At 62.1% G+C, this 20,832-nt stretch carries 17 protein-coding genes; 11 read left to right on the forward strand and 6 right to left on the reverse strand.

The window, feature by feature from the left end:
• Positions 1-68 precede the first annotated feature (68 nt).
• From P3C18_RS04750 to P3C18_RS04765, 4 genes are all read left to right on the forward strand, one after another.
• Positions 69-2,384 carry a TonB-dependent siderophore receptor gene (locus tag P3C18_RS04750; RefSeq protein ID WP_275960711.1) on the forward strand — a complete coding sequence of 772 codons (2,316 nt, stop codon included), beginning with the start codon at positions 69-71 and terminating at the stop codon, positions 2,382-2,384.
• A gap of 215 nt (positions 2,385-2,599) precedes the next feature.
• Positions 2,600-3,280 carry a Fe2+-dependent dioxygenase gene (locus P3C18_RS04755; RefSeq protein WP_275960712.1) on the forward strand — a complete coding sequence of 227 codons (681 nt, stop codon included), beginning with the start codon at positions 2,600-2,602 and terminating at the stop codon, positions 3,278-3,280.
• Positions 3,277-4,407: an alpha-hydroxy acid oxidase gene (locus P3C18_RS04760; RefSeq protein WP_275960713.1), complete on the forward strand. Its 1,131-nt coding sequence runs from the start codon at positions 3,277-3,279 to the stop codon at positions 4,405-4,407. The genes P3C18_RS04755 and P3C18_RS04760 overlap by 4 nt, the downstream gene beginning before the upstream one ends.
• An 85-nt stretch (positions 4,408-4,492) precedes the next feature.
• Entirely contained in the window at positions 4,493-6,703 is a 2,211-nt protein-coding gene (locus P3C18_RS04765; RefSeq protein WP_275961582.1) for a TonB-dependent siderophore receptor, read from the forward strand.
• Positions 6,704-7,030: 327 nt separating this feature from the next.
• Here P3C18_RS04765 and P3C18_RS04770 read toward each other — a convergent pair whose 3' ends face one another.
• From P3C18_RS04770 to P3C18_RS04785, 4 genes are all read right to left on the reverse strand, one after another.
• On the reverse strand, positions 7,031-8,587 hold the full coding sequence (locus P3C18_RS04770; RefSeq protein ID WP_275960714.1) for a sulfite reductase subunit alpha: 1,557 nt from the start codon (positions 8,585-8,587) through the stop codon (positions 7,031-7,033).
• Positions 8,588-8,683: 96 nt separating this feature from the next.
• A complete protein-coding gene (locus tag P3C18_RS04775; RefSeq protein WP_275960715.1) occupies positions 8,684-9,559 on the reverse strand; it encodes a DUF4198 domain-containing protein in 876 nt (291 codons plus the stop codon).
• A 32-nt stretch (positions 9,560-9,591) separates the two neighbouring features.
• Entirely contained in the window at positions 9,592-10,104 is a 513-nt protein-coding gene (locus tag P3C18_RS04780) for a DUF2271 domain-containing protein (protein WP_275960716.1), read from the reverse strand.
• Between the two features lie 10 nt (positions 10,105-10,114).
• A complete protein-coding gene (locus P3C18_RS04785; RefSeq protein ID WP_275960717.1) occupies positions 10,115-10,714 on the reverse strand; it encodes a PepSY-associated TM helix domain-containing protein in 600 nt (199 codons plus the stop codon).
• Between the two features lie 368 nt (positions 10,715-11,082).
• On the opposite strand from P3C18_RS04785, the gene P3C18_RS04790 reads away from it, so the two are divergent.
• The 7 genes from P3C18_RS04790 (at position 11,083) to P3C18_RS04820 (ending at position 18,103) form a co-directional block, all read left to right on the forward strand.
• A complete protein-coding gene (locus P3C18_RS04790; protein ID WP_275960718.1) occupies positions 11,083-13,257 on the forward strand; it encodes a TonB-dependent receptor in 2,175 nt (724 codons plus the stop codon).
• A gap of 18 nt (positions 13,258-13,275) precedes the next feature.
• The gene (locus tag P3C18_RS04795; protein WP_275960719.1) at positions 13,276-13,953 is read left to right on the forward strand and encodes a PepSY domain-containing protein; all 678 of its coding nucleotides are present in this window, start codon (positions 13,276-13,278) and stop codon (positions 13,951-13,953) included.
• 144 nt (positions 13,954-14,097) lie between these two features.
• Entirely contained in the window at positions 14,098-15,186 is a 1,089-nt protein-coding gene (locus tag P3C18_RS04800) for a 2Fe-2S iron-sulfur cluster-binding protein (protein ID WP_275960721.1), read from the forward strand.
• 84 nt (positions 15,187-15,270) lie between these two features.
• Complete coding sequence (locus P3C18_RS04805; RefSeq protein WP_275960722.1) at positions 15,271-15,738, forward strand: hypothetical protein; 468 nt, start codon at positions 15,271-15,273, stop codon at positions 15,736-15,738.
• 48 nt (positions 15,739-15,786) lie between these two features.
• Complete coding sequence (locus P3C18_RS04810; protein ID WP_275960723.1) at positions 15,787-16,530, forward strand: 5-oxoprolinase subunit PxpA; 744 nt, start codon at positions 15,787-15,789, stop codon at positions 16,528-16,530.
• Positions 16,527-17,204, forward strand: a complete 678-nt coding sequence (pxpB, locus tag P3C18_RS04815) for a 5-oxoprolinase subunit PxpB (protein ID WP_275960724.1) — start codon at positions 16,527-16,529, stop codon at positions 17,202-17,204. Before P3C18_RS04810 ends, pxpB begins: the two co-directional genes overlap by 4 nt.
• On the forward strand, positions 17,201-18,103 hold the full coding sequence (locus tag P3C18_RS04820) for a biotin-dependent carboxyltransferase family protein (protein WP_275960725.1): 903 nt from the start codon (positions 17,201-17,203) through the stop codon (positions 18,101-18,103). Before pxpB ends, P3C18_RS04820 begins: the two co-directional genes overlap by 4 nt.
• A 132-nt stretch (positions 18,104-18,235) precedes the next feature.
• Here P3C18_RS04820 and lnt read toward each other — a convergent pair whose 3' ends face one another.
• Both lnt and P3C18_RS04830 read right to left on the reverse strand, forming a co-directional pair.
• On the reverse strand, positions 18,236-19,756 hold the full coding sequence (gene lnt / locus P3C18_RS04825) for an apolipoprotein N-acyltransferase (protein WP_275960726.1): 1,521 nt from the start codon (positions 19,754-19,756) through the stop codon (positions 18,236-18,238).
• 100 nt (positions 19,757-19,856) lie between these two features.
• Positions 19,857-20,696: an HlyC/CorC family transporter gene (locus tag P3C18_RS04830; protein WP_090249233.1), complete on the reverse strand. Its 840-nt coding sequence runs from the start codon at positions 20,694-20,696 to the stop codon at positions 19,857-19,859.
• Between the last annotated feature and the right edge of the window lie 136 nt (positions 20,697-20,832).

Below are 20,832 nucleotides of genomic sequence, written 5' to 3' on the forward strand. Positions count from 1 at the left end.
ATGTAAAGATTGATTGAGAGTGCTTACTAATTAGAATTGCGCCAGTTTTTAAAGCCTGAGCGATTCTCATGAACAACTACGATAAAAAGCGCAGAAATCTCCCACAACGCCGCCTGCTGGCCAGTGCAATTGGCTTTGCCATTGCTTCGTGCGCCAGCCACAGCTTTGCCGCCGAAGCCGCGAAGGCCCCGGTTGAACTGGGCAGCGTTACGGTCAAAGGTCAGCAGGACACAGGCTACAAGGTCGACAAGGCCTCCTCGCCGAAGCAGACCGCACCACTGCTGGATACGCCGCAAACCTTCAGCGTGATCCCTGAAGCGCTGTTCAAAGAGCAGGGCGCACGCAACCTGACCGACGTGCTGAGCAACACCCCAGGTATCAGCTTCAATGCCGGCGAAAACGGCTTTTCCAGCGGCACCAATAATTTCAGCCTGCGCGGTTTCGACACCAGCGGCAGCATCTTTATCGACGGTGCGCGCGACAACGGCAGCTACACCCGCGACGTGTTCAACGTTGAGTCGGTCGAAGTAGCCAAGGGCCCGGCCGCCGATAACGGCCGTGGTGGTGCCGGCGGTTATATCAACCTGGTGACCAAGACGCCGACCCTGGAAGAATTTATCGGCGGCGGCATCAGTTATGCCTTCGACCAGTACGACTCCGAAGCACGCAAGCGCATGACCCTGGATACCAACCAGGTGATCAACGAGACCACTGCCGCGCGCCTCAACCTGCTGCTGGAAGACAGCGGCGTTGCTGGTCGCGAGCACGCGGAGAACAACAGCTGGGGCATCGCTCCGTCGGTGGCTTTTGGGCTGGGCACCGATACCCGGGCGATCTTCGCCTATGAGCATGTGCAGATGAATGATCGTCCGGATTGGGGCGTGTCCGGCGCCTCGGTCAAGGGGCTTAAGGGCAATACGCCCTATGATCCAGCGTTGTCGTCGGTGGATCGCGACACCTTCTATGGCCTCAAGTCCGATTATGACGACACCACCAGCGATGCCTTCCTGGCGCGTGTCGAGCACGACCTGTCCACTGGTATGACCCTCAGCAACCAGACGCGCTGGGCACGGGTTGACCGTGATGCGCGTTACACCGTGCCATTCCAGTACCGCGCCGCGCAGGGCGATCTGCTGACTGACACCCAGTTTTATGACCGGGTAAACACCAGCCTGTCCAACCAGACCAATCTGTCGGCGCAGTTTTCCACCGGCAGCCTGCAGCACAACCTGGCCACCGGCTTGGAACTGACCCATGAGAAATCCGAGGGTCGCACCTATGCAGAGGTACGGCCGCAAGTGGCGGTCGATCCGTTCAATCCCGATTGGCAGCGTACTGGCCCTACGGCTAAACGCGGCCAGCTGCGTGATCTGAATGAGGTGACCGTTGATACGGTTGCCCTGTACGTGTACGACACCATCGAGCTGAACAAGCAGTGGCAAGTCACCGGCGGCCTGCGCCTGGAGAACTACCAGGTCGATATCAGCAGCAAGACCGTTGCCGGCGCACCTGTAGGGCCGGATGGCTACGATGACACCGAGCTCACCGTGGCCGGCAAGCTGGGCCTGGTTTACAAACCGGTGGAATACGGCAGCATCTACGCCGCTTATGGCCGCTCGGTGCAGCCAGCAGGTTCTTTCCTGTCGAACGCTGACATTTCCCGCGTCGCTGGTCAGGCTATGCCAGGGCTGGTGGATGGCGCCGGTCCGGTTAAGGCCGACAGCTACGAGCTGGGTACCAAGTGGGACTTCTTCGACAAGCGTCTTTCGACGGCCGCAGCGCTGTTCTACACCGTGAAAAAGGACGTGCCGATTACCGGGCTTGATGCGGGGCAGGCAGCGCCAGCTACCCTCAAGGGTTACGGCAAGCAGATCGTCAAAGGTCTGGAGCTAAGTGCCACAGGCAAAATTACTGACGACTGGAATGTGTTTGCCGGCATCGTCTTTATGGACAGCGAGCGTAAGCACAGTGCCTACCTGGATGACGTACGCAAGCGTGCCAACGCCGCTGACTACGGCACAGTGGACCGCACCAGTGGTGATGAGTTGGCCTTTACCCCGCGCGTTTCGGGCAGCCTGTGGACCACCTACCGTCTGCCGGTTGGCGTGACCATCGGTGCGGGTGCCAAGCATGTGGGTTCGTCCTACCTGGGCCGTCCGGACGATGCCGAGCGCATTATCCCCAACGGCGCAGTGGGTAAGCTGCCGAGCTACACCACCTTCAATGCGATGGCGTCCTACGAGGTCAACCCGAACCTGGATGTACGGGTCAACCTGGATAACCTGACCGATGAGGAGTACGCCATTTCCACCAACTGGAATGGTCGTCGCGCCATGCTCGGCGATCCACGCACCCTGACCCTGAGCACCGATTTCCGCTTCTAAACTGCTCAGGCAGTAAAACGCGCCCCGGATGCTTTGGCCTCCGGGGCGTTTTTTATGCTGTGCCGCTAGCCGGCGGGCCAGTGCATCGGCTCAATTTATTGGGCTGGATCAACGGTCCCGGCGTGCGGCGCTGTCATAGTGCGCTCCAGCTATTTAGAATCATTTGCAACTGTTTGGTGGCGGGCGCTTGAGGCGGCCGTTGAGGAGAGCGAATCATGATGTTGAGCATTGCCGATGTGCTGACGCCCGAGCAGGTGCGTGAATGCCGTCAGGCCTTTGAGCAGGCCAGTTGGCAGGATGGTCGGCTGACGGCGGGTCATCAGGCGGTCAAGGCCAAGGCTAATCAGCAATTGGCTCAGGATGACCCGCTGGTGGTGCAGATTGGCGATTTTATTGTTCAGCGCCTGGGTAATCATCCGCAGTTTGTCTCGGCGGCTTTGCCGCTGAAGGTGTTGCCACCGCGCTTCAACCGTTACAGCGGTGGTGGCACCTATGGCAACCATATCGACAATGCGATTTTCAGCGTGCCGGGCACGCCGCATCGGGTGCGCAGCGATCTGTCGGCCACGCTGTTTTTCAGTGATCCGGACGAGTATGACGGCGGCGAGCTGGTGGTCGAGGACAGCTACGGCAGCCACAGCGTCAAGTTGCCGGCCGGGCATCTGGTGCTGTATCCCGGCAGCAGCCTGCACCGGGTCAACCCGGTAACTCGTGGCACGCGCTATGCGGCGTTCTTCTGGATTCAGAGCCTGGTGCGCGATGACACTCAGCGCAGCCTGTTGCTGGAGCTGGACCGGGCGGTGCAGGCGCTAACCCTTGAGGTGCCGGAGAGTGCCGAGTTGGCGCGTTTGACCGGGGTTTATCACAACCTGCTGCGCCAATGGGCCAATACATGACTGACATGCCGTTGCCGAAATTGACGCAGATTCCGCCGAACATCGCAGCCGTGGCGGACTATGAGCCCCTGGCCCGCGAGCGCATGAGCGCCAAAGCCTGGGCCTATATCGCGGGCGGTGCGGCTGATGAACTGACCCTGGCGGAGAATCAGGCAGCGTTTCAGCGCATTCGTTTGCGCACGCGGGTGCTGGCCGATCTGAGCGGTGGCAGTACCCATCTGCAGCTGTTCGGTCAGGCTTTTTCCCACCCGATTTTCCTCGCGCCGGTGGCCTATCAACGCTTGGCTCATGCCGATGGCGAGCTGGCCACGGTGCTGGCCGCCTCGGCGGTACAAGCCGGCATGGTGCTTAGCACCCAGGCCAGTGTGTCCCTCGAAGCCGTGGCCGAGCAGGCACACAATCCGTTGTGGTTTCAGCTGTATATCCAGCCGGATCGTGCCTTTACCGAGGCGCTGGTCAAGCGCGCTGAGGCTGCGGGTTATCAGGCGCTGGTGCTGACGGTGGATGCACCGGTCAACGGCGTGCGCAACCGTGAACAGCGCGCTGGTTTCTTTCTGCCCGAGGGTGTTGAGGCTGTCAATCTGCGCGGCATGCAGCCGCTGCGCGAGAGTGCGCCGCCCAGCGGTGGCCTGTTGCTCGGTGGTGCGTTAATGGCGGCAGCGCCTGGCTGGGCGGACGTGCAGTGGCTGCGTTCACTGACGCGCCTGCCGATCCTGCTCAAGGGCGTGATGACTGCCGAAGATGCGCAGCGGGCGGTAGCCGAAGGCGTCGACGGCATCATCGTTTCCAACCATGGTGGGCGCACCCTTGATGGTCAGCCGGCGACCATCGAGGTGCTGGCGCAAATCGCCGCCGCAGTGCAAGGGCGCGTGCCGCTGTTGCTCGATGGCGGTATTCGTCGCGGTACGGATGTTTTCAAGGCCTTGGCCCTGGGCGCCGATGCCGTATTGGTCGGGCGGCCTTATATCTATGGCCTGGCCACTGCTGGGGCTAGTGGGGTGGCGCATGTGGTGCAACTGCTGCGCGCCGAGCTGGAAGTGGCCATGGCGCTGACCGGCTGCCGTGACCTGGCCAGTATTGGCGGCCAGTGCCTACACGATGAAAATCACGGCAATGGAACTAAATAAGAATAAAGGTGTAAACGACTATTGCTTGATAATAGTTATCAATTAGAATCACGCCTCGTTTTGATCGGGGGTGGTTCTTATGGGTATGGGTACAAAAGCCGGCAACCTGCCGCAGCGTCGCCTTCTGGCTTCGGCCATTGGTCTGGTAATCGCGTCCTGGGCGGGCGCTGGTATGGCCGCTGAACAAGCGCCGCAAAAGGCAAGGACGCCGGTTGAGTTGGGTAGCGTAACGGTCAAAGGCCAGCAGGCCGAAGACTACAAGACCGAGGCATCGTCCTCGGCTAAATACGCTGTGCCGCTGCTCGATACCCCGCAAACCATCACCGTGGTGCCACAGGCCCTGCTCAAAGAGCAGAAAGCCCTGAGCATGAAAGAAGTGTTGGCCAACGTATCCGGTATCACCTTCAACGCCGGTGAAGGCGGTGGCGGCTCGGGCGACAGCATCAACATCCGTGGTTTCAGCGCCAACGCCAATATGCAGATCGACGGCCTGCGTGACAGCTCGCAGAACAACCGTACCGACACCTTCAATATCGAAGCCGTTGAGGTCATCAAGGGCCCCAACTCGGTATTTGGCGGCTCCGGTACCACCGGCGGCAGCATCAACCAGGTCAGCAAGCAGCCGCGTCAGCGTGACTTCACCGAAATTGGTGCGAGCCTGGGTACTGACAACTACCACCGCCTGACCCTGGACACCAATCAGACCCTGGAAGGCGTCGGCACCGGCAGTGCAGTGCGCCTCAATCTGATGGCCCATGAGAACGATGTTCCGGGTCGTGACTATGTCGACCGTCAGCGCTGGGGTATTGCACCGTCGCTGCTGCTGGGCCTGAGCGAATCGACGCGTTTGACCTTGAGCTACCTGCACCAGAACGACGACAATTTGCCGGACTACGGCGTGCCTGCCTTCGATGGCAAGCGCCTGGCGGGTGTTGATCGCGATGCATTCTTCGGTTGGAAGAACATCGACAAGGAAGAGATCCAGACGGATGCCTTCACCGTCAAATTCGAACACGACTTCAGCGACAGCCTGCGCCTGCAGAACCTCAGCCGTTACAGCCAAGTTAAGCGTGACACGGTCATTTCCGCGTCCCACGTCAACCTGACGGGTGTTCCGGCCGGTCGTTACCGTCCAGCCGGCCCGCAGGGCTATGGCCGCGATGTGACCAGCGAAATGTGGATCAACCAGACCAACCTGACTGCGTATTTCGACACCTTCGGCCTGGGTCACACCCTGGTTACTGGCGTTGAGGTTTCGCGTGAAGATTACGACCGCAATACCTACAGCTATGGCTTGAATTTCACTGGCCAGAGTTTCGATCTGGGTAACCCGCCGGGCCACTACAGTGGGCCGACCAGCAAGGCTCGTTCCGCCGAGACCAGTACTCAGCTGGAAAACGAAGCCATCTATGCGTTTGACACCATTGCTCTGAACGAGCAATGGGACCTGAGCCTAGGACTGCGTTATGACTGGATCAAGGGCGACTCGAAGAACGTAGCGCTGCCGGCCGGTACCGTGACGCGTGTGGACTCGCGTGACAAGGAGCTGAGTGGGCGTGCTGGTTTGGTCTACAAACCAGCTGAAAATGGTCGTATTTATCTGGCTTACGGCACCTCCTTCAACCCGGCGGCCGAGAACCTGGCGTCTTCCGGTGCACTGACTGCAGCTGCTACCGAGCTTGACCCGGAAGAGAACGAAACCTGGGAGCTGGGCACCAAGTGGGAGTTTCTCAATAGCCGCCTGCAACTCGATGCTGCGCTGTTCCGTGTGGAGAAGACTAACGCCCGTGAAACCATGGCCGATGGCTCTACCCAGCTGGCGGGTGAGCAGCGCGTGCAGGGTGTCGAGTTTGGTGTGACCGGTCGTATTACCGATCAGTGGAACGTCTACGCCAACTACACCTTCCTCGACAGCGAAACCCTCAAGGCTGCGGATACCGCCGCCGGTATCGCCCGTGAAGGTCAGGCACTGGGTAACACGCCACCACGTTCGTTCAACCTGTGGACCACCTACGAGCTGCCAGCAGGCTGGCGTGTCGGCTACGGTGCGCGTTACGCCAGCGAGCGCAACGTGACCTCCAGCGATAACGCCAAGCTGGATGCCTACTGGGTGCACAACGCCATGCTCGGCTACAAGGTCACCGATGAGCTCGACCTGCAGCTGAACATGAACAACCTGTTCGACAAGGACTATGTGCAGAGTGTGCGCCAGCAGTTGGGTGCAGCTAGCCGCTCTTCGGCCATCGAATACGGTGATGCACGTTCGGCGGTGCTGTCGGCTACTTATAGCTTCTAAGTCTGCATGCGCTGCTACCGCCAGATTCGCTGGCGGGTAGCCGCCATAGCTTCATTCGAAACCCCGGCCACTGCCTGCAGTGACCGGGGTTTTGTTTTATGCAGCTATCAAAGGCTATGCGGGAAGCTGACGGTGGGGCGTAGTCGGGGTCTGGCGAACGCATCGTGGCCAAGGCCGACGTCGACATGGCAGAGCTACCAGCGCTGCTGGCATCGGCATAAGGCTATGAGTCGCGGTGTAAGCAATTGCGCTGTGACCCTGGGTCGGGATGCTCACAAGATTGCATTGGGTTTGAGTGTGCGACTAAACCAGTCGACCGGCTTGCCTTCAGTACAAATCCCGCCGATAGCGGCTGCTTTGGCTCAGCTGTTCCAGCTGCTCATCACCCAGCAACTGACGCAGGCAAGCGTCGACATCGCGGCCCATGCCTTCGAGGCTGCCGCACAGGTAGATGGCGGCGCCTTCGGCCAGCCAGGCGTGCAGGGTGCTGGCGGCGTCGCGCAGGGCGTCCTGCACATAGCGCTGCGGGTGGACGTCGCGCGAATAGGTGAGGTCGAGGCGTGCGAGGTGGCCGCTGTGTTGCCAGGCGCGTAGCTCGTCGCTCAGCAGGGTGTCGTGGGCGGCGTGGCGTTCGCCAAACAGCAGCCAGTTGCGTGAACCTGGATTGGCTGCGCGCTCCTGTAGGTGCGCGCGCAGGCCGGCGAGGCCGCTGCCGCTGCCGATTAGAATCATCGGTGTGGCGGCGTCCGGGCCATGGAAGCCGGGGTTGCGGCGAATGCGCAGGTCGAGCGTGGCGCCCACTTCGGCATGCTGGCACAGCCAGCCCGAGCCCAGGCCAGGGCTGCCATCGGCCTGGTATTGCAGGCGTACCAGCAGATCGAGCTGGCCGCTGCCGTAGCTGGAGGCAATCGAGTATTCGCGGTGCGGCAGGGGCGTCAGTTCGGCAAACCACTGCTCTATGGCGTTTTTATCAGGTCGGGATGTGGGCAGATGCAGTGTGCTCAAGGCATCGCTTAGCAACTGGCCGTTAGCCAGGCGAGTGTGCGGCTCAAGCCCCAGCTGCTGCAGGCAATCGCTAACTCGCTGCGGGGCATGGCGTGGGCCGATTTCGGCAATGTCGCCGGCGCGCCAGTCGACTGCTGCCGTGCTGCTCAGGCTCAGCTGAAAGATTGGCGCACCAACGCTGCCGGGGTTAAGGCAGCTGCGCCGCTCAAGCCGCCAGGGGTGGTAGTGCGCGGGCTGCCAGTCGACAAAATCGCTGTTGCCGCTTAAGTGGCCGAGCTGTTGCTGCCAGTGGCGCAGGGTGCCGGCATCCAGGCAATCGACGCTGAGCAGGTCGAACAGCGGCTGCGCTTTGAGTGCCTGCAGGCGTTGTTGCAGGCGCTGGCCGAAGGCGCAGAACTGCGGGTAGCTGCTGTCGCCCAGGGCCAGAATGGCGAAGTGCAGTTGCGGCAGCGCTGGCAGGCTTTGCAGTGCGCGTTCAAAGCGTGCAGCGTTGTCCGGTGCTTCGCCATCGCCATAGGTGCTGACCACCAGTAGCAGGCGCTCAAGCTTTTGTAGCGCTACGTTGCTGAGCTGGTTTAGGGCGATGCAGCGTGCCGGCATGCCGCTGGCGAGCAGTTGCGCACAGCTGCGTTCGGCCAGCAACTGTGCCTGACCGCCCTGGCTGGCGTAGGCAATCAGCAGTTCGCCAGTTTGGGCTGCGTGTGGGTTGCGGCGCTGTGGCCAGCAGTAGTGCAGGCACAGCGCGAGATAGGTAGCGCTAATCAGTGCGGCGCTGAGTTCGCGCGCCGGTTGCAGCCAGAGCAGCAGGCCGGCCAGTAACAGGCAGGTCGGCAGGGGCCAGTGGCGCAGGTGGCGGCGAAGGGCGGGAAAGGCGCTCAAGCAGGTAGACCGGTATCAAGTTGTATAACGTAGCCCGGATGCAATCCGGGGATGGCGGCAAATGATCATCCCGGATTGCATCCAGGCTACGGTGTATCAGGGAGCCAGTACTTCCAGGGTTGCGCTGTAGGACGCGCGGCGTTCGGTGGCAGGTGCCGTGACGCCTTCGCTGGTTTTCAGCTCGGCTTCCAGCCAGTACATACCGGCGTTCGGCCAGGTGATGCTGATCTTGCCGTTGGCGTCGCTGGTGGTTTTGATCTCGCCCAGCTCGTCGCGGTAGCGATTGCCACCGGGGATCACGCTGACTTCCACGCCGGCGGCCGGCTTGCCATCGAGCAGCAGGTTGAACTCGGCTGCTTCACCGGCGAACAGGTCGTTGGGGTGGGTGATCGGTGCCAGCTCCAGGCCGACTCCAGTGGGTTTCAGTACAGTAGTCGTCGGGTTACCGGAGGTGACGAAGACTTCCATGCGGCTGTTGTTCTGCGCCACTTTCAGCTCGGCAGCGTTGGCTGGCACCTGTTTGGCGAAATCTTCGGCCTTGCCCATCCAACGCTTATTTTCCTGGCCTTCTTTCCAGCTGGCGAACAGGCCGCTGTTGGCGATGGCCAGCTTGTAGGTGCCTTTCTGCGTCAGGTGCAGGTCGAAGGTGCTGCGGTAGCGGCCGATGCTGCCGTTCTCGGCCTTGGCGGCGCTGCCGTCCGGAGCGAACAGTTGCAGCACGGCGGCTGGGCGTGGACGCATGCCGGGTGGGCCGCCGACAGGTGCGCTGTCGAGGTTGCCGATGCCCTGGATGCGCAGCGGGAAATGCTCGAAATAGAACAGGTCGTTGGATACGGCTGCGTCCACGGTCACCCACGGGTCTTCACCAGAGAGTACCGTGGCCGAAGGCAGCATCCAGGCGCGGTGGGCCTGGGCGGAAAGCGGCAGGCAGATGGCCAGGGTCAGGGCGGTCCATTTTACGAGTGGGTGCATGGCAGTCTTCCTTAATAAATGAGGGCTGAAGTTCAAGGCTTGAGTTGCAGGTTGATTTGACCCAGCTCGCTACTGCCCTGGGCGCTGTGTTCGGCGGCTTGCTGCGGTGGCCAGGTGAACGGCAGGCGCAACAGTTCGCGACCGCCGACTTCGCGGGCAGCTTCCACCACCACACGGTATTCGCCGGCTGGCAGCTGCTTGAAGGGGGCGTCGGCGCTGCTGAAGCTCAAGCTGTGTTTGCCCACGGCGCGGGTTGCGCCGCTGACGCCATCGACCGGCATCTCCAGGCTACGGCCGCTGCGCCGCCACCACTGGCGCATGTCTTTGAGCCACTTCTCGCCTTCCTTGTCCTTGAGCTTCTGGTCGTACCACACCGCCAGGTTGGCGACGTGCTGCTGGTCCGGTTGCTCCAGCCAGATGGCGACATAGGGGCGGTGGTACTCGGCCACCTGCAGGCGTGGAATTTCCACCTCAAGCTGCAACTCGGCAGCCAGAACGGGCGCGCTCAACAGGGCGCAGAGGGGCAGCAGCAAGCGTTTCGGCATCAGGATGTCCTTAGTGAATAAACAGCAGAGCCAGCAGAACGGGGAGCACCAGGCCAAGACCGAGCATCGGCCAGGTGCTGGGGCGGTTGCCGGCGTAGCGTTGCAGCAACAGCAGGCCGCTGAGGCAGAACACCACGCTCAGTACGGCGAATGCATCGATAAACCAGGACCAGGCCGTACCGGTGTTGCGGCCCTTGTGCAGGTCATTCAGGTAGGCGACCCAGCCCCGGTCGGTGGACTCGAACTCCAGCGCGCCGGACTCGATATCCAGGCTCAGCCAGGCATCGCCGCCAGGGCGCGGCAGACCGATATACAACTCGCCATCCGACCATTCGGCGTCGCGGCCATCCAGGCGAATCGCCAGCTCGGCCTCCAGCCACTGGCGCAGCTCTAGCGGTAAGCCCTGGCTTGGTTGTTTGTTTTGCAGTGCAGTCTGCAGCGCCTCGGGCAACTGCGCCTGATGGCTGACAACCTGCGGTTTGGCCTCGATCTGCGCGGCATGGTTGAGGGTGATGCCGGTCACGGCAAACAACAGCATGCCGGCCAGGCACAACGCCGAGCTGATCCAGTGCCATTGCCGCAGGGTGCCGAGCCAGGGGAAGCCGTTCATGGAATTCGCGTGATAAGAAAACAGGAGGGCGATTCTATATAAGGCCTTTATACAAATGCTAAACATTTACAAAGGCTATACATTCTCGAAAAGTGACCGCGCCTGCAGTGTTCGGCATTCGTCTCAACTGGCTCGGGCGAGTTTTCTGACGCTTTTGTCATGGGCGTTGGTGTCCGGCGGCGTGTTGCCGAGCACGGCTCGGCAGAGTCGCAATCAACACGCTGCGCGAAGAGGGTCCCTATCGCCGCGACGTTTACTGAACCGGGAGCTTGAGGGTTTTTACGCATTGCCAAATGTATTTCAAATTCATTTGGCAATGCGGTTGATTGGCAATTAGAGTCGCGCCTCATTTTCCGGGGGAGGTTCGTATGCAGCAGCAATGGCCGTTCAGTCTCAAGGCGCAGCCGCGTCTGTTGTCATTGCTGGCGCTGGCGACATTCTCCCCACTGGCCGCTCAGGCGGCCGATAGCGGCGTCACGGCACTGCCGACGATGCGCGTGGATGGCGTACGGATTGCCACGGAAGAGCGCCGCCAGTCGGTTGCCCCCAAGGTGGTGATCGATGGCGAGGAGCTGCGCCGTTCCGGCAACGGCAGCCTCGGCGATGCTCTGCGTCGCAAGACCGGCATGTATTTCGGCGGTGCTCCTGGCGATAACAAGGACCTGCGTCTGCGCGGCCTGGACAAGGAGTACACCCAGGTTCTGCTGGATGGTCGGCGCATGCCCGACAGCGGCGAGAAGCGCGAAGTGCAGCTCGACCAGATCCCCATGGCAATGATCGACCGTATCGAGATCCTCCGTTCGCCCACCGCACAGATGGACGCCCAGGGCATCGGTGGCACTCTCAATATCATCCTGAAGAAGCGCAGCACGGCGCAGCGCAAGGTGATTCTCGGTGCAGCCAGTGGCGATCAGCGGCCGATGGATGGCAGCGCGCAGTTCAGCTGGGGCGAGGCGGACTTGCGTCAGCAATGGCTGATCAGCGGCGGCCGGCAGACCCGCAGCCTGCCCAAGCTCAAGGACAAAGTGACCTACAACGCCGCAGGCGTTGCCGGCGCGCGTGAGCAGGAGCGTGAGAACAAGCGCTTCTTCGAGAACTTCCTGACCCCGCATTGGGGCTGGCAGAGCGAGGGCGGCGACATGCTCAATGTCGACCTGCTGCTGCTCGACAGCGAAATGCATCGCGACAAGGACAAGCTCAAGTTCAAAGCTGACGGCACCGGCAACGGCTCGGAGTACGAGAAAGAGCTGATGAACAGCCGTAACCTCGGCATCAGTCTGGGCTGGGAGCGGCCGCTGGCTGAGGATCTGCAGCTCGACAGCCATTTCAGCGTGCGCGACCTGGACGACCAGAAACGCAAATCCAAGCTGATCTACAAGGCCAATGGCGCGCTGGACAAGCGTGAGACCGAAGACGAAGACAAGAATGACCGCGAGTGGCAGTTCGGCCAGAGCCTGACCCACTGGCGTGGCGACCATGAGCTGCTGGCCGGTTACGACTACAGCGAAAAGAACCGTGACCGCGACAAGATCCGGGTCAGCAATGGCGTAACTCAGGCTGAAGCCAACGGCCAGTACGAGCTGGAAGAGAAGCGCTTCGACCTGTACGTCACCGACACCTGGCGCATCAACGACAAGCACCACCTGCAGCCTGGCCTGCGCTGGGAAAGCTCCGAGCTGGCAAGCTCGATCCCGGGCAGCGAAGCCGATGGCCGTGAAGAGCACTTTGCCCCGTCCCTGCATTACCGCTGGGACCTGGCCGAGGCCTGGGCACTGCGCAGCAGCGTGGCACGCACCGTGCGCCGGCCGAAGTTCGATGACATCACGCCGATGGTCGACAGCAAGAGCGGCACCATCTCGGACCCGAACAAGATCGGTAATCCGACGCTGGAACCGGAGGAGTCCCTGGGCTACGACCTGGGGCTGGAACACTACCTGAGTGACAATGCCGGGCTGATCGGCCTCAACCTGTTCCGCCGCGACATCAAGCACCTGATGGAGGAAGTGACCTACCTCGACAGTGGTGATGGCGAGTACTACAAGCAGACCCGCAACACCGGCGACGGCAAGCTGTGGGGCGCCGAGCTGGAGTTTTCCAGCGACCTCGCCTGGCTGGGCATCGACGGCCTGAGCAGCGCGGCCGGTTACAGCTGGCTGGATTCTGAAGTGAAAGACCAGGCCACGGGGGAGAAGCGCCGCTTCAAACAGCAGCCTGGCTACCTGGCCAACATCGGTCTGGAGTACCGCATTCCGGCCACGGTGCTGACGGTGGGCGGCAGCTGGAACAAGGCCGGTGATTTCGACGATGAAATCGGCAATAGCAACGAGAGCACCAGTACTACCGAGGTCGAGTTCTTCGACCTGTTCGTCAACGCCAACCTGACGGACAACATGACCTTGCGCCTGGCTGCCGAGAACATCGGCCAGGCACAAAAAGACCAGGAAAAGCGTGCATACAACGCTGACGGGTCGCTGAAAAACCGTGAAGTCACCCAAGAATATTCCGAGCCGCTGTACAGCATGAGCCTGGAAATCCGCTGGTAACCCTGAGGAGTCACCGCTATGTCGAGCCGTCAAATTCACCTGTGGAGCGGGGTGCTACTGGCCCTGCCGATGTTTATTGTCGGCGTCACGGCCATCTTCCTGGCGCATGAGAAGAGCCTGGGCATCAAGGATATGCCGATCAGCTGGCTGTCCATGCCCATGGAAAAGGAGCTTGAGCTGCGCAGCGTGGCCCAGGCCGCCGATGGCCGTTTGTGGCTGGGCAGCCAGCAGGGTTTGTTCGTGCAGCAGGCGGATGAGGCGCCGCAACGCCAGGCTGATGTCGAAGTGCGTCAGTTGCTGAGTGAAGGCGACAACCTGTGGGTTGCCAGCAAGATGGGTCTGTATCAGCTGCAGGGCGATGACCTTACCCTGCGTCTTGAAGGCGATGTGCACGGTATTACTCGCCTGGCCGACGGCCAGCTGATGGCCAGCGTTAAAGATATCGGTGCGCTGCAAAGCCGCGATGGTCTGAGCTGGAACGTCTGGGCGGGTAATGCAGCGCTGCTGGCCGCCCAGGGTGAAGTGGCCAAGCCCTACACCATCGGCAAGTTGGTGATGGATATGCACACCGGCAAGGCGTTTTTCGGCAAAAGCGGCGAGTGGGTGTGGATCGATGTGCTCGGCTTCACCCTGGCCCTGCTCGGTCTGACCGGCGTCTGGGTTTGGTGGCAATCGCGCCGCCGCGCCGCCATCTAACAGACCGTTGAAAAACTACCTGCGTTGCCGATACGGCGTTAAAAACAGGCTCAAAATGCTCATGTACAGCTCGTACACTCCGCTTTTTCGCCTGTTTTTGCCTTGTCTCGGCTGCCTCGCCTACGTTTTTCAACGGCCTGCTAAATGATCTACCTCGCCGCGCTGCTGATCGGCCTGAGCCTGCTCGGTGCGCTGGCGACTGTGGCGATCAGCCTGCACGGCCTCTGGCTCTGGTGGCAGGGTCGCCAGCAGCGCTTGGGCCGGCGTCTGCGCATTCGCCGCAGCCAATGGCTGAGCGAGGACCTGCTGCACCTGGAGCTGGTGCATCCCTGGCGCTTGCCGCTGCCGCGTTTCGCGCCGGGGCAGTTCCTCACCATTCTCGCCCAGCCGCCCGGTTCGCGGCCCATGCGCCGCTGCTATTCCCTGGCGGCCTGGCACTCACGGCCTTGGCAGTATCAGCTGTGTATCAAGCGCGAAGCGTTGGGGCGGATGAGCCAGTGGCTGGCCGAGCAGGCGCAGCCGGGGCGTTCGCTGCGCATTCTGCCGCCGGCCGGGCACTTCACCCTGGAGCCGCAACACGGCCCGCACCTGGTACTGATTGCTGGCGGCGTTGGCATCACGCCGATGCGCGCCATGCTGCATGCCTGGCTCAAGCGGCCGGGTGTTCGGCGCCTGACCTTGCTCTATGGCGGGCGTGACCAGGCGGCTCTGGCCTATCACCAGGAGCTGCTGGCGCTGGCCGCTGCACATCCTGAGTTCGATTACCGCCCTGCGCTTAGCCGCGACAGTCAGGCTCCCTTGGCTTGGCAGGGGCGGCTGGATCGGCAGCGCTTGAGCGAGATCGTCACGGCCGACAGTGAGGTGTTTATCTGCGCCGGTGACGCCTTGCTCAAGGCTTGTTTAGCGCATCTGAGCGACCTGGGTTTGCCTGATTCACGGGTGCATTGGGAGGCTTTCGGCGCGGGCGCCCTGGGTGCGGGTGCCGGGCAGTTCGCTCTGGATTGGCAAGGTGAGGCGCTGGACTACAACGGCCAGCCGAGCCTGTTGCATGCCCTGCACGAACAGGGCGTGGAGCTGGCGGCGGATTGCTGGGGCGGGCATTGCGGCAGCTGCCGGCTGGCTTGCAAGGGCGAAGTGGAGTGGCGCCAGCAGCCGGCTCTCGCGCTGCCGGCCGGGCAGATTCTGGCCTGCTGCTGCATTCCCAAGGAGCCGCTGCAACTGCTGCAGCTTTGACTATCAACTGTATCGCGACAGTCAATTTCCCAAACGCAGCGCTGTTCGCTAGAAAGCAGCCTGGTTACCCGCCGAGAAAGCCCCGTGAAGCTGAAATCATTCCTGTTTGTCGCCGTTCTGGCGGCCCCCTTGGCTCAGGCCGAGAGCGTCACCTATAGCCAACAGATCCAGCCGCTTTGGCAGGCACGCTGCGCCGCGTGTCATGGCAGCACCTCGGTGTATTGGGGGCAGTGGCAGCAGAATAAAGACGCCTACAAGAAGCAGAACAAAGGGCCGCGCATGGACAGCTATGCCGAGCTTCTGCACTTTATCGGCTGGCCGCAAACCGGCTCGCTGATGCGCCAGCTGGATGATGGTCAGCGCAACGGCAAGGGCAAGCCCGGCGGCATGTACCAGCACCTGGGTAATGATGAAGCCGAACGCCAGGCCAATCTGCAGCTGTTCAAAGCCTGGGTCGGTGAAGATGCCTGGAACGGCAAGCACTGGCAGCCGAAGAAGGATCAACCCGCGATCAGCAAGCAGGAGCTGGAGCGCCTCAAGCTGGCTTATTGATCCGGCCCAGGCTTCCCGCCACGGCAATGCGCCACTAAGCTTGTGGGCATGAAAACAATCCTGCTGAACTGCGACATGGGTGAAAGCTTCGGCGTATGGCGCATGGGCGATGACGTGCATGCCATGCCGCTGATTGATCAGGCCAACCTGGCGTGCGGCTTTCATGCGTCCGACCCGCTGACCATGCAACGCACCGTCGCCCTGGCGGTGCAGCATGGGGTGAGCATTGGTGCGCACCCGGCTTATCCGGATTTGCTCGGTTTCGGCCGTCGGCATATCGCCTGCTCGCCAGAGGAGGTCACCGCGCTGGTGTTGTATCAGCTCGGCGCTCTGGATGCCTTCTGTCGCGCGGTCGGCACTCAGTTGGCCTACGTCAAACCGCATGGCGCGCTGTACAACGACCTGGTGCGTGACGATGCGCTGTTCAACGCGGTGCTTGAGGCCTGCGCCAGTTACCGCAAGGGCTTGCCGCTGATGGTGCTGGCGCTGGCCGACAACAGCCGTGAGCTGCGCCTGGCCGATGCCGCCGATGTGCCGTTGATGTTCGAGGCCTTTGCTGACCGCGCTTACCTGGCCGACGGGCAGTTGGTTCCCCGGCGTTTGAGCGGTGCAGTGCACCATGATCCGCAGCGGATTTTTCAGCAGGCCCTGGCGATTGCTCAAGGCGAGCCGTTTGCCGATATCGATGGCAAGCCGTTGCAGCTGCGCGCCGACAGCCTCTGCGTGCATGGCGATAACGCCGATTCGTTGGCCGTGCTGCGGCGTTTGCGGGCCAGCCTGGACGCCCTATGATCCGCCTCGAACCGGCCGGTGCCGAAGCCCTGCTGCTGGTGCTGGCCGAGCAGCCGGATGCGCAGCTGCCGCAACGGATCGCCCTGTTGGCCGAGCGTATCCGTGGCGAGTTGGGTGAAGTGCTTACCGATCTGGTGCCGGGTTGGACCAGCCTGCTACTGCACTACGACCTGATGCGCACCGATCATCTCGAACTGGCCGAGCGGCTCAAACCCCTGCTGGAGCGCTGGCTGGCCGAGCCTTTTGTTGCGCAGGCCGGGCGGCTGCATGAAATCCCCATTTGGTATAGCGGTGAAGACCTCGCCGAGGTCGCGCGACTGTGCCAGCTGAGCGGCGCTCAGGTGATCGAACTGCATGCCGCGAGCGAGTACCGCGTTGGCGCGATTGGTTTTGCTCCGGGCTTTGCCTACCTCGGTGAGCTGGATGCGCGCCTGGCCTTGCCGCGCCGCGCCACCCCGCGCATTGCCGTACCGGCCGGGAGTCTGGCGATTGCCGAGCGGCAAACGGCGATCTATCCACACAGCTCGCCCGGCGGCTGGCACCTGATTGGCCGTTGCCCCTGGTCGTTGTTCGACGCGGCGCGCACGCCGCCATGCCCGCTGACGTTGGGTGACCGGGTGCGTTTTCGCAGCATTGATGAGCGTGACTTTATCCGCGAAGGCGGTCAGCTATGAGCGGCCTAAGGGTGCTCAAACCAGGGCCGCAGAGCCTGCTGCAGGATGCTGGGCGGCGCGGTTGGCAGCATCTGGGCGTATCGCCCGCCGGGCCTCTGGATTGGCACGGTGCGGACTGGGCCAATCATCTGCTGAACAATCCCTGGGGCACGCCGCTGCTGGAAATCGCCCTGGGCGGCGTCGAGCTGCAGGCCGAGGTCGACACCTGGGTGGCGGTGTGCGGCGCCCAGGTGCCGTTGAGCCTGGATGATCAGCCGCAGCCCTTGTGGACGCGCTTGCCGCTGCGCAAAGGCCAGCTGCTGCGTTTGGGCTTTGCCCGCAGTGGTCAGCGCGCCTATCTGGCGGTCGCCGGCGGCTTTATCGCCGCACCGATGTTGGGCAGCGTCAGCGTGCAGCTGCGCGAAGGCCTGGGTCAGGCGTTGCAGGCAGGGGATCTGCTGGCCTGTCGGCCTGCGCATTTCATCCGCGGCGTCAGCGTGCCCTGGCCCTATCTGCCGGATTACGCCTGCAAACCCTTGCTGCGGGTGATCACCGGCGGCGATGCGGCGAGTTTCGAGGAAGACCAGTTGCAGGGCTTTTTCGCTCAGACCTGGCAGCTCAGTCCGCACTCCGACCGCATGGGTGCGCGGCTGCTCGGTGAGGCTGTGCAACCGCCCGTGCGGCAGTGGTCATTGGGGGTTGGCCGTGGGGCGATTCAGGTGCCGCCGGATGGCCAGCCGATCATCCTCCAGGCCGATCACCAGAGCATGGGCGGTTACCCGCTGCTCGGTTGGCTGCACCCGCTCGATCAGGGCCGCCTGGCGCAATGCCCGGCGCACCATCCGCTGCGCTTCACCCCGGTCAGCATCGGCGACGCGCAGGCTGAGCTGCGCGAGTTTTACCGCTTTTTTCGTCGTTAAAGCGTCTTCGCCATGCGGGTGTAGGAGGTAGGGTGGATGACGCTTTTTTCATCCACCATCAGGCCGCAATGGTGGATGGGTGAAGCGTCATCCACCCTACGTGTTACCGCCTTAAGCGAGTTCGGTCAGGTTCTACAGCGTTTTGGCCATACGGCTGGCCAACAGCGCCCAGGCAAATAGCAGCAGGCAGATAATCAGCATGGGCCAACCACGCCACTGCAGATAAGGCGTGAGCCCCTGCATCGGTTGTACCTGACCATAGAGCACTGCCTGTTCGAATTGCGGCAGTTGCGTGGTGATCTGGCCTTGCGGGTCGATCAGCGCGGTGACGCCGTTGTTGGTCGCGCGGATCATCCAGCGACCGGCTTCCAGGGCGCGCATCTGCGCCATCTGCAGGTGCTGCAGCGGGCCGATGGAGCGGCCGAACCAGGTGTCGTTGCTGATGGTCAGCAGCAGGTCGCTCTGCGCTGCCAGGCCGGCGGAAAATTCCGGGTAGACCACTTCGTAGCAGATAAACGCGGCAATCGCATGGCCTTTAGCCTGCAGCAGGCTCTGCTCGGCGGAGCCACGGGCGAAGTCGGACATCGGCAGGTCGAAGAAGGCGATCAGCCCGCGCAGCACTTCCTGCAGCGGCACGTATTCACCAAACGGCACCAGTTTCTGCTTGAGGTAATCGCCGCTGCCCTGGCCGACCACGCTGATGCCGTTGTAGTAGCGCTGCTCGCCGCGCTCGTTGCTTTGGCGGATAGGCACGCCGGTAATCAGCGCGGCATTTCGCTCATTGGCGAAGCGATTGATCATACCCAGGTAGCCCTGAGCGCGGTCCTTGAGCACCGGGATGGCGGTTTCCGGCCAGACGATCAGATCGGTCTGCTTGGCGCTGAAGGTCATGTCGCGGTATAGCGCGAGCTGCGCGTTGAGCTGCTCGGGGTCCCACTTCATGTTCTGTTCGATATTGCCCTGCATGGCCGACACGCTCAGCGGTTCGCCTAGCGGTTGGGTCCAGGCGTGGTTCTTGAGGGCGAGGCCGGCAATCCACGGGGCGACTAACAGCACCACGCCGATGGCGAGAAACGCCTTGCGCGTGCGCAGTTGCGCCAGATTCACCAGCAGCGCGGCGCTTAGCGCCAAGGCAAAGGACAGCAGCCATACACCACCGACTGGGGCCAAGCCGGCCAGCGGACCGTCGAGCTGGCTGTAGCCGGCGTATAGCCAGGGGAAGCCGGTGAGAAACCAGCTGCGGAAGGCTTCCTGCGCCAGCCACAGGGCAGCGAAGGCCAAGGCATCGGCCAGCGGCGCTTCGACCCGGCGCAGCCAGCGCGTCCAGACCCAGGCGCTGAGGGCGAACAGCAGACCGAGGCCGCCGACAAACAGCAGGGTCAGAAACACCGCCAGGGGCGGCGAGGCCGCACCGTAATCGTGGATGCTGACGTACACCCAGCTGGTGCCGGCAGCGAACAGGCCAAAGCCATAACTCCAGCCGCGCAGCACCGCCTGACGCGGCGTGAGGTCACGCAGGCCGAGGTAGAACAGGGCGATGGAGAGGATGGCCAGCGGCCACAGGTCATAAGGCGCCAGCGCCAGGGGCGTGATAGCGCCAGCGAGCAGCGCGATCAGGTTGCCGGGCCAGCCAGGTCGGGTTATCCAGTGCATTGCATGCAGGTCCTTGGATTGAGGTGGCGCAAGGGTAAAGCGGCGGAGCAGGCGGGGGAAGTGTTGCGAGCTGGCCACCGTTTCAGGTGGCCAGCGTATGTCAGTTACTAACCGGGCTCAGGCGCAGCAGGTGGATGCGGCGGCTGTCGGCGTTGAGTACGCGGAAGCGGAACTCGCCGATCTGGGTGACTTCGTTGCGCTTGGGCAGATGGCCGAAGGCGCTCATCACCAGGCCGCCGACGGTGTCGAATTCGTCATCGGAGAATTCGGTGTCGAAGGCTTCGTTGAAGCTTTCAATCGGCGTCAGCGCCTTGACCAGGAAGTCGCCGGAAGGCAGTGGTTTGACGTAGCTGTCTTCCTCCACGTCGTGCTCGTCTTCGATATCGCCGACGATCTGCTCCAGCACGTCCTCAATGGTCACCAGGCCGGCAACGCCGCCGTACTCATCGATGACCACGGCCATATGGTTGTGGTTGGCGCGGAACTCTCGCAGCAGCACGTTGAGGCGCTTGGACTCGGGTACGAAGGTGGCCGGACGCAGCAGGTCCTTGATATTGAAGTTGGGCTGTTCGCCCGAGAGGATCAGCGGCAGCAGATCCTTGGCCAGGAGGATACCGACCACATCGTCGAGGCTCTCGCCCACCACGGGATAGCGCGAGTGCGCGGCTTCGATGATCGAGGGCAGGAATTCCTTGGGCGTCTGGTTGGCCTTGATGCTCATCATCTGTGAGCGCGGCACCATAATGTCGCGAACCTGCAGGTCGGCGACCTGAATTGCACCTTCAACGATGGCCAGTGCTTCGCTGTCGAGCAGCTTGTTCTGATGCGCTTCGCGCAGCACTTCCAGCAATTCCTTGCGGTTTTTCGGCTCATGAGCAAAAGCCTGGGTCAGTCTGTTAAACCAGGACTTCTGCTCGTTGCTCGATCGGTCTTCGCTCATGGTGGTTACTCAGGAACCTTTTGTAATTTCAGTTGGGTTTCTATTTAGAGGGTACTTACAAACGTAGCGAGCGATGGCCAGGCAAGGCGCGCTCAGTCGAAAAGCGGAGTGTACGAGTTGTACATGAGCATTTGAG

Source organism: Pseudomonas sp. 1928-m (assembly GCF_029269135.1).
Lineage (GTDB): Bacteria > Pseudomonadota > Gammaproteobacteria > Pseudomonadales > Pseudomonadaceae > Aquipseudomonas.

Coding starts and splice junctions, on each gene's coding strand:
- P3C18_RS04750 (WP_275960711.1), top strand. CDS start 69: ATGAACAACTACGATAAAAAGCGCAGAAATCTCCCACAACGCCGCCTG.
- P3C18_RS04755 (WP_275960712.1), top strand. CDS start 2,600: ATGATGTTGAGCATTGCCGATGTGCTGACGCCCGAGCAGGTGCGTGAA.
- P3C18_RS04760 (WP_275960713.1), top strand. CDS start 3,277: ATGACTGACATGCCGTTGCCGAAATTGACGCAGATTCCGCCGAACATC.
- P3C18_RS04765 (WP_275961582.1), top strand. CDS start 4,493: ATGGGTACAAAAGCCGGCAACCTGCCGCAGCGTCGCCTTCTGGCTTCG.
- P3C18_RS04775 (WP_275960715.1), bottom strand. CDS start 9,559: ATGCACCCACTCGTAAAATGGACCGCCCTGACCCTGGCCATCTGCCTG.
- P3C18_RS04780 (WP_275960716.1), bottom strand. CDS start 10,104: ATGCCGAAACGCTTGCTGCTGCCCCTCTGCGCCCTGTTGAGCGCGCCC.
- P3C18_RS04785 (WP_275960717.1), bottom strand. CDS start 10,714: ATGAACGGCTTCCCCTGGCTCGGCACCCTGCGGCAATGGCACTGGATC.
- P3C18_RS04790 (WP_275960718.1), top strand. CDS start 11,083: ATGCAGCAGCAATGGCCGTTCAGTCTCAAGGCGCAGCCGCGTCTGTTG.
- P3C18_RS04795 (WP_275960719.1), top strand. CDS start 13,276: ATGTCGAGCCGTCAAATTCACCTGTGGAGCGGGGTGCTACTGGCCCTG.
- P3C18_RS04800 (WP_275960721.1), top strand. CDS start 14,098: ATGATCTACCTCGCCGCGCTGCTGATCGGCCTGAGCCTGCTCGGTGCG.
- P3C18_RS04810 (WP_275960723.1), top strand. CDS start 15,787: ATGAAAACAATCCTGCTGAACTGCGACATGGGTGAAAGCTTCGGCGTA.
- pxpB (WP_275960724.1), top strand. CDS start 16,527: ATGATCCGCCTCGAACCGGCCGGTGCCGAAGCCCTGCTGCTGGTGCTG.
- P3C18_RS04820 (WP_275960725.1), top strand. CDS start 17,201: ATGAGCGGCCTAAGGGTGCTCAAACCAGGGCCGCAGAGCCTGCTGCAG.
- lnt (WP_275960726.1), bottom strand. CDS start 19,756: ATGCACTGGATAACCCGACCTGGCTGGCCCGGCAACCTGATCGCGCTG.
- P3C18_RS04830 (WP_090249233.1), bottom strand. CDS start 20,696: ATGAGCGAAGACCGATCGAGCAACGAGCAGAAGTCCTGGTTTAACAGA.